The following is a 7,779-nucleotide window of genomic DNA, read 5'->3' on the forward strand; positions in this document are numbered from 1 at the left end:
TGAAAGACTAATGACAATAGCCTTCTCAGTTTTTGTCGGGGCAGCATTCAACCGCGCACCACTGGCCATATAGACAGCCTGATCACCATGCTGCTCTTTCATGGCCAGAGCCTCCTGAAGAGTCTCCGGCAGCAAAAATTCCCTGATCATAGTTTCTGCCTTTTAATAATCCATACACTAAAAACAATTCAGTCCGGCTAGTACATGGTTTCAATGCGTTTGACCTGTAGGTTGGGTCGAACGGAGTGAGCCCCAACAATTTACCGTAGATGCAGATAGTTTTGTTGGGGCTCGCATTCGCTCGACCCAACCTACGTCACCGGTCAATTTCAATGAAACCATGCACCGGCACCGTCCGCTGGTTGCCCTCGTTATGTGCTCCTGGCTGTTAAATTATGCTCTTTGCACCAACCTTCAATGGCTGTTTTAACAGACTTGCTTTCAAAGGCATACCATTGCTCTAAACTGCCAGTACGTTCCAGAAGCTGCTTGAATTTAGAGTATGCGCCCTTGCGCCGAAAGAACTGATAAACAGAGTCAAGCTCACCCGGCAATTGCTGAGCAGTAAACTCTAAAGCGAGAGAGTGCCCTAATTCCAGGTCCTGTTTAAAAGGCACGGCCAGGTAGCGTTCATTCTCATACACATCCACCGGCAATTCTTCATCAACACCATCACCCGAATAATATATTCTCCCGGTTTTACGATCCAAAAACGCCTCTGGTTCAAGTGAAGGGCAACTGGAAACAAATTCAACAGCCCATTCAAGATCATCAATACTTACTTCCATTTTTATCCCCCTTTGAGCACATAACGATATTCACATCCATGTGAGTGGATCCTGTAAATTCCCGGTACGGCATTTCAGACCTTCCGGTTTTTGCGACAGCCTCAAAGCCTGTGATCGAGTAGTGAAAGAGAACTTAAAACGAGCAATCCAGCCCCATCTGCCAGAACCCGATTTCCAAACGGGTGGCTTCCCGGAAGGTCTTACAAAGAGAATCCATTCGAGCAGCGTTGTAACGGGATTTCGCCAGATGATCCAGCGTTGCAATCTGCTTTCTGGCACCGTCCAGGTATTCCTCTCCACCATAGGTTTCAATCCAGGCCCAATAGGGGTTACCTTCCTTCAGGGTTTCTGGATCATTCTTCAGCCGGTAGCCAATTTCTGCATAACCCACAGCGCAGGGGGATAACGCCGTGTAAAGATCCAGAATATCCCCGGCCATTCCCCGCTCCAGCACATAACGGGTATAAGCCATATTGGCCCGTGCTTCCGGCAGACTGACCACATCCTTTTCTGTCAGTCCCCACTCCCTGCAATAGTCCAGGTGCAGGGTCATTTCACCCAGAATATCGCTGACAGACGCCGATGCAGAACGCATATCTTCCAGATTATCCGCTTTGTACACCGCCAGCGAATAAGCCCTGGCAAAGTGAATCAGAAACAGGTAATCCTGCTGAAGATAGTGGCGAAAAGAAGACAGTGGTAGTGAACCGTCAGCAATTCCCTGGACAAATGGGTGGTGACAATAGTCATTCCAATCCTCCTGACAGGCCGCTTTCATTCGCCCGTAAAGGCTATTATTCTCATCATAAAAAAGAGTGTTTGAACTCATAAAAAATATTCCAGATACTGATTGTCAGGCTCCCATCATATCCCTGAATACTCACCTTTTCACTTTCATCAAAATATACAACCTTCTCAAGTGGCGCACTGCTACGATCTATAAAGTGACAACTTCAGCCTCCGTTAAGCATCGCCACTGACCCGGCGGCAGATCAATATCCAGTGTCAAATTACCCACGCGACTGCGGTGCAAACCCACCACAGGATTACGGAAGCGGCCAAACATTCGCTTGATCTGGTGATATTTGCCTTCAACCAGTATCACCTTTGCGAGGTGAGGACCTAAAATCTCCAGAGTCGCTGGCAGGGTTGTGACATCTTCATAGCCAAAATACATACCATCACGAAATGACGGAATATATTCCCTGGAAAGCGGATTTTTCAACGTCACCTGGTATTCCTTTGGGACATGGCGATCCGGTGTCATCAACTCTCTGGACCAGCGGCTATCATTGGTCAGCAGCACTAAACCCGAAGTATTCAGATCCAACCTGCCCACAATGTGAAGTCCACACCGATCTTCTTCCGGCAACAAATCCAGAACCGTTGGATGAATGTCATCTTTGGTAGCACAGACGACACCAACCGGTTTGTGCATCATGATGTACCTGGGTCTGTCCCCTCTCAGAAGCTGTCCATCAAGGGCCACCTGATGAAACTCATCCAGCTGATAATCCATATCCCGAACCAGCGCATCATCCACCGTAAGGCGGTTCGCTAATAGAATAAGCCGCACCTGTTTGCGGGAAACTTGTAATTGTTTGGCAAGAAACCGGTCCAGCCGGGTACGTTTACTCGACATTTTTCCCACAGTTATTTGAACGACAATTATGATGTTATCCAGGAAGAGACTCTGAAGCTATTAGCGCTCTTCCTGAAAATGACGGTGGTATGTTCTTAATTGCAGCTTCCCTTACCGGTGATGCGGATAGTTTGTTGGGGCTCGCATTCGCTCGACCAACCTACGTCACTTCCTGATCAGAGGATTCAGGCTGTATCAGATTTTTAAACGACAAATGGTCATGGAGAACTTCGAATGCTGCTTCACTGGCTACTTCATCTTTTAGCGCCGGTGATCGCAGTATGGCGGTTTCAAGATCCCGAACCGCTTCATCAAACTGCCCCAGCGCCGCTTCTGCACAAGCTCTTTGCCAGTAGGCCAGTGCATACTCCTGGTCATGTTCAATCGCCTGATTGCTCAATGACAGTGCCCAGCGCGCCTCCCCCAGGTCCAACAACGAGTCAGCCTTGTAAGTAAGGGCTTCAACATCATCCGGATTGATTTCCAGAATCTGATCATAGATATTGATTTGCTCATGCAGGTTAGTCTCAAGACCGGCACGCATCCATAACGAATGAACCTGATTTGTTTGTGAGATTTTTTCCTGGGTAGAAATAATCTGCTCTGATCGAATGACTAGCTTATGCTCAAGCTCATCCAATCTTTTCTCATACTTTAGCGTCATCTGGGAAACCTGAGTTTCGACCTGTGTCTTAACGGTTTCACGAACTTCACGTAATGAGCGCCACCCCAGCAGTACCAGAATAGAGGCTGCCGCAGTAATGATAAAAAAGATATTATTGATGGTATCCGTCGTATAGCGAACCGCTCTGTCCGAAGCATCCAGCCGAGCCTCCGCCACTTTGTCCGTCAGCTCTCTTCGCATCGACTGCTGATCCTGACGAAGCATCTTCAGCTCATCGAGAATATAGCGCTCAATAAAAGGCTTATAGAGTGGTTCATCAATCGCAGAGGCAAGCGGTGCCTCCGCTTTTACCGAAGAAAATGTCACCGCCATACAAAGAATAAGTAGCAACTTGAAGAAACGTGTATGTGGCATTAACCCTCCCTGGATCAACCATCATCAAAGCGAAGCATTTCCTTAACATTCACCTTATCTCGTTTCAGGAAAACGGGTCAATCGGACTCTCTAAGGAATCGTTCTTAAATAACTTACCCATTTCAACGAACGCTGCCCGCTTCCCGAAAAAGCACAAGCGACACTGGCTTTTTCGGCTAGCGGGGGGCGGGCAGCGCTCGTCAGGCAGACTCAAAGTCCAGCACAATCCGCCCGGTTACCTCACCTTTTTCAAGCTCGTCAAAAATCTGGTTGATCTCCTCCAGCTTGCGAACCTGTATGTCGGTTTTGATTTTTCCCTGAGCCGCAAAGTCAAGGCACTCTTCCAGATCACGACGGGTGCCTACTATGGAGCCGACCAAAGTGATGCCATTAATGACGGTATCAAAAATCGGCACAGGCATATCACCCGGTGGCAAACCGACCAATACCAGTGTTCCTCCCCGACGCACCGATGCATAAGCGCTCTCAAAACCGGCCTTGGAAACGGCGGTACAGATCGCCGCATGAACACCAGTACCCAGCAAGGACCGGATTTTCTCTTCGGGTTTCTCTGTTTTGAAATCAATAAAATGCTTCGCCCCCAGTTTCAGAGACAACGCTTTTCTTTCTTCACCGGTATCAACAGCAACAACATTAAGTCCCATGGCGATGGCGTATTGAATAGCCAGATGCCCAAGCCCACCAACACCCACACAGGAGACCCAGTCACCCGGTTTGGTTCCGCTGACTTTCAGTGCTTTGTAAGTGGTTACACCCGCACAAAATAGCGGTGCCGCTTCCACAAATCCTATCGCATCAGGGATTTTAACCACATAGTTGGCATCGGCCCGGCAGAAATCTGCATAACCACCGGCCATATGGTAACCGGTATAAAGGCAGTCCGGGCAGAGCGTCTCTTTACCCTCCAGGCAGTAGTCACAGTGTCCGCAGGCAGTATAGAGAAACGGTATACCAACCCTGTCACCTACCTTGAGATGCTTTACGTTTTTACCCATTTCGGTAATAACCCCAACGCCTTCATGGCCGGGAATCAACGGCATATTCGGTTTAACAGGCCAATCACCATGACAGGCATGAATGTCGGTATGGCAGACACCTGACGCCTTTATACTGACTAATATTTCGTTATCGCCAATGGGAGGAACCTCTACATCATCGATGGTCAGTGGCGTATTAAATTCATGAGCAACAGCTGCTTTCATTATTAACTCCGGTTAATAAATCAGAGAGATTGGAATGGCAATGCATTCTTTAAGGTGAAAGGGTGAAGGAGTGAGAGGTGATCAGCGCCCCATTGTATCGGCGTGAAAGACCAGGTGGTCATCAATAAAACTGGAGATAAAGTAATAACTGTGATCGTAACCTTCGCGTATATTCAGCGTGATTGGATAGCCAGCCTGCTCACAGGCCGCCTTGAAATCTTCGGGCTTTAGCTGACCTTGCTGATAAAATTCATCCTTATCACCCTGATCAATCAAAATGGGCAAATGACTGCTGGCAGAGCTCACCAGTGAGGTGGCGTCGTACTGCTGCCAGACATCTCTGTTTTCGCCAAGGTAGTTGGTGAATGCTTTTTGCCCCCAGGGCGCCGCTGAGGGATGGGCGATGGGTGAAAATGCTGAAGCAGAACAGTAACGATCCGGGTTACGCAAGCCAATCACCAATGCCCCATGACCGCCCATGGAATGGCCCGCAATCGCCCGTTGTTGCGTTACCTTAAAATGGCTCTCTATGAATTCCGGCAGCTCATGGGCAACATAGCTGTACATCCGGTAATTTGCTGCCCACGGCGCAACAGTAGCATCCACATAAAAGCCGGCACCGGAGCCAAAGTCGTAAGCTTCATCTTCACCGGGCAGGTTAACCCCGCGGGGTGAGGTGTCCGGGCAGACAATGCTTACCCCCAACTCAGCCGCTTTTCGAAAGGCACCGGCTTTCTGGCAAAAATTCTCATCGGTACAGGTCAGGCCAGACAGCCAGTACACCACCGGCACTGGCTGACTGGCGGCCTGTGGAGGCAGGAATATGGCAAACACCATATCGGTTTTTGTCTGTTTTGATGGGTGACGATAACGGAAAAGGTCACCACTGAACGCTTTGAAATGCGCAATCTTCTCCATACCAGAATCATCCTGATAGAGTGAACGACAGTATAAAGACGACTCATTAATAGAGAATAACCGAGCGAACCCCCTTCCCTTCATGCATTAAATCAAACGCGTTGTTGATCTTATCCAGCCCCATGGTGCTGGTGATCATTGGGTCGATCTCAATTTTGCCCTGCATATACCAGTCAACAATTTTGGGAACATCGGTTCGTCCCCTGGCGCCACCAAACGCACTGCCTTTCCAGCTACGACCAGTGACCAGCTGGAACGGACGGGTAGAGATTTCTTTACCCCCGCCAGCGACCCCGATGACATAAGACTCGCCCCACCCTTTATGACAACACTCAAGCGCCTGACGCATGACGTTTACATTACCTATGCACTCAAAACTGTAATCCACACCGCCATTGGTCAGGTCAATAATCGCAGCAGTCAGATCATCCACATCTTTAGGATTAATAAAATCGGTCATGCCAAACTGTTCAGCCATAGGTACCTTGGCGGGATTCAAATCAATACCGACAATCCGATCGGCTCCCACCATACGAGCGCCCTGAATCACATTGAGACCGATACCACCGAGCCCGAACACAGCCACTGTACTGCCGGGTTCCACTTTCGCATCAAACACCACTGCCCCAAGACCGGTAGTAACACCGCAACCGATGTAGCACACCTTATCAAACGGCGCTTCCGGGTTTATTTTGGCCAGAGATATTTCAGGCAAAACCGTAAAATTGGAAAAAGTTGAACAGCCCATATAGTGCAAGAGTGGCTGACCATCCAGAGAAAAGCGACTGGTACCGTCTGGCATCAGTCCCTGCCCCTGGGTTGCACGAATTGACTGGCAGAGATTGGTTTTTGGGTTGAGGCAGAAGTCACATTCACGACACTCTGGCGTGTACAGTGGAATAACATGGTCGCCTTTTTTCAATGAGCGCACATTTTTTCCCACTTCAACCACAACACCAGCGCCTTCATGACCGAGGATAACGGGAAAAGCACCTTCCGGATCATCACCGGACAGGGTAAAAGAGTCAGTATGGCAAACACCGGTTGCCTTGATTTCAACCAGAACTTCCCCTTCCTGAGGACCTTGCAGATCAACCTCGTGAATTTCTAACGTTGACCCTGCACTGAAAGCGACGGCGGCACGTGTCTTCATCATTTAACCTCTATTGCATGAATTGATTGCAAGACCGGTTCATTGATAAATAAGGGAAGCTGCAATTAAGAATTTACCATCGTCATCCCCGCGCAGGAGGCTGTCGCAAAAGGGAAAAATACCCCCCGACCGTCATCCCCGCGAAGGCGGGGATCCACTGTTCGAGATAGACTCCCACTCTCAAGGTGGATTCCCGCCTTCGCGGGAAAGACGGAGGGCTGGTACTTTCTACAATGCCACTTCCCTAAGAACAATCTACCTAATAGTGAACAACTGTAGTCTTTCACCAAACACATAAACAATTTTTTATGCAATATATGGCTAAATCATTTTACAAAAAAAACCAGTAAATCAAATCGTTCTAAAACAGATAATAAAATCTCCTGATGTTAGAAAAATAAGCGGTTCATAGTGGTGTTTGTTGGTTAAGGAATTGTAATTAAATAACATCCCAATCCATCACTCGCCCAGGAACGGTAACATTGTTCCATCTAGAATTTATTCCTCCCGCCACCCTCGTTCCCACGCTCCGCGTGGGAATGCATACGGGACTTGCCGTAACCTCAGGGCTTGCTAATAGCCCGCTGCCTGAATTGCCATGCAAAGGGTAAGAGCGATGGACAACCTCACTTGCCTGGGGGGCCCGGAGTTTCACGCCAGTTATTTTGTTACCCTCGTTCCCACGCTCCGCGTGGGAATGCATACGGGACTTGCCGTAACCTCAGGGCTTGCTAATAGCCCGCTGTCTGAATTGCCATGCAAAGGGTAAGAGCGATGGACAACCTCACTTGTCTGGGGGTGCCGGAGTTTCACGCCAGTTATTTTGTTTGTGGTGGGTGCGGTATGCATTCCCACGCGGAGCATGGGAACAAGGTCATTAAATAACATCCCAATCCATCACTCGCCCAGGAACTGTAACATTGTTCCATCTAGAATTTATTCCTCCCGCCACCCTCGTTCCCACGCTCCGCGTGGGAATGCATACGGGACTTGCCGTAACCTCAGGGCTTGCTAAT

7 protein-coding genes are annotated in these 7,779 nt (G+C 48.9%); all 7 read right to left on the reverse strand.

Annotation, left to right across the window (positions count from 1 at the left end; genetic code table 11):
* Nucleotides 1-371: 371 nt before the first annotated feature.
* Nucleotides 372-788 (reverse strand): hypothetical protein, encoded by a 417-nt coding sequence (locus RM811_RS00735; RefSeq protein WP_402519767.1) that lies wholly within the window; start codon nt 786-788, stop codon nt 372-374.
* A 133-nt stretch (nt 789-921) separates the two neighbouring features.
* Entirely contained in the window at nt 922-1,617 is a 696-nt protein-coding gene (gene tenA, locus RM811_RS00740; protein WP_402519768.1) for a thiaminase II, read from the reverse strand.
* A 108-nt stretch (nt 1,618-1,725) separates the two neighbouring features.
* The gene (locus tag RM811_RS00745) at nt 1,726-2,430 is read right to left on the reverse strand and encodes a pseudouridine synthase (RefSeq protein WP_402519771.1); all 705 of its coding nucleotides are present in this window, start codon (nt 2,428-2,430) and stop codon (nt 1,726-1,728) included.
* 160 nt (nt 2,431-2,590) lie between these two features.
* Complete coding sequence (locus RM811_RS00750; protein ID WP_402519774.1) at nt 2,591-3,469, reverse strand: TPR end-of-group domain-containing protein; 879 nt, start codon at nt 3,467-3,469, stop codon at nt 2,591-2,593.
* A 200-nt stretch (nt 3,470-3,669) separates the two neighbouring features.
* Nucleotides 3,670-4,692, reverse strand: a complete 1,023-nt coding sequence (adhP, locus tag RM811_RS00755) for an alcohol dehydrogenase AdhP (RefSeq protein WP_402519777.1) — start codon at nt 4,690-4,692, stop codon at nt 3,670-3,672.
* Nucleotides 4,693-4,773: 81 nt separating this feature from the next.
* Nucleotides 4,774-5,610 carry an S-formylglutathione hydrolase gene (gene fghA / locus RM811_RS00760; RefSeq protein ID WP_402519780.1) on the reverse strand — a complete coding sequence of 279 codons (837 nt, stop codon included), beginning with the start codon at nt 5,608-5,610 and terminating at the stop codon, nt 4,774-4,776.
* Nucleotides 5,611-5,656: 46 nt separating this feature from the next.
* A complete protein-coding gene (locus RM811_RS00765; protein WP_402519783.1) occupies nt 5,657-6,763 on the reverse strand; it encodes an S-(hydroxymethyl)glutathione dehydrogenase/class III alcohol dehydrogenase in 1,107 nt (368 codons plus the stop codon).
* Nucleotides 6,764-7,779: the final 1,016 nt, after the last annotated feature.

It is taken from the genome of Endozoicomonas sp. (assembly GCF_031844845.1).
Classification (GTDB): Bacteria; Pseudomonadota; Gammaproteobacteria; order Pseudomonadales; family Endozoicomonadaceae; genus Endozoicomonas.

Coding starts and splice junctions, on each gene's coding strand:
- RM811_RS00735 (WP_402519767.1), bottom strand. CDS start 788: ATGGAAGTAAGTATTGATGATCTTGAATGGGCTGTTGAATTTGTTTCC.
- tenA (WP_402519768.1), bottom strand. CDS start 1,617: ATGAGTTCAAACACTCTTTTTTATGATGAGAATAATAGCCTTTACGGG.
- RM811_RS00745 (WP_402519771.1), bottom strand. CDS start 2,430: ATGTCGAGTAAACGTACCCGGCTGGACCGGTTTCTTGCCAAACAATTA.
- RM811_RS00750 (WP_402519774.1), bottom strand. CDS start 3,469: ATGCCACATACACGTTTCTTCAAGTTGCTACTTATTCTTTGTATGGCG.
- adhP (WP_402519777.1), bottom strand. CDS start 4,692: ATGAAAGCAGCTGTTGCTCATGAATTTAATACGCCACTGACCATCGAT.
- fghA (WP_402519780.1), bottom strand. CDS start 5,610: ATGGAGAAGATTGCGCATTTCAAAGCGTTCAGTGGTGACCTTTTCCGT.
- RM811_RS00765 (WP_402519783.1), bottom strand. CDS start 6,763: ATGAAGACACGTGCCGCCGTCGCTTTCAGTGCAGGGTCAACGTTAGAA.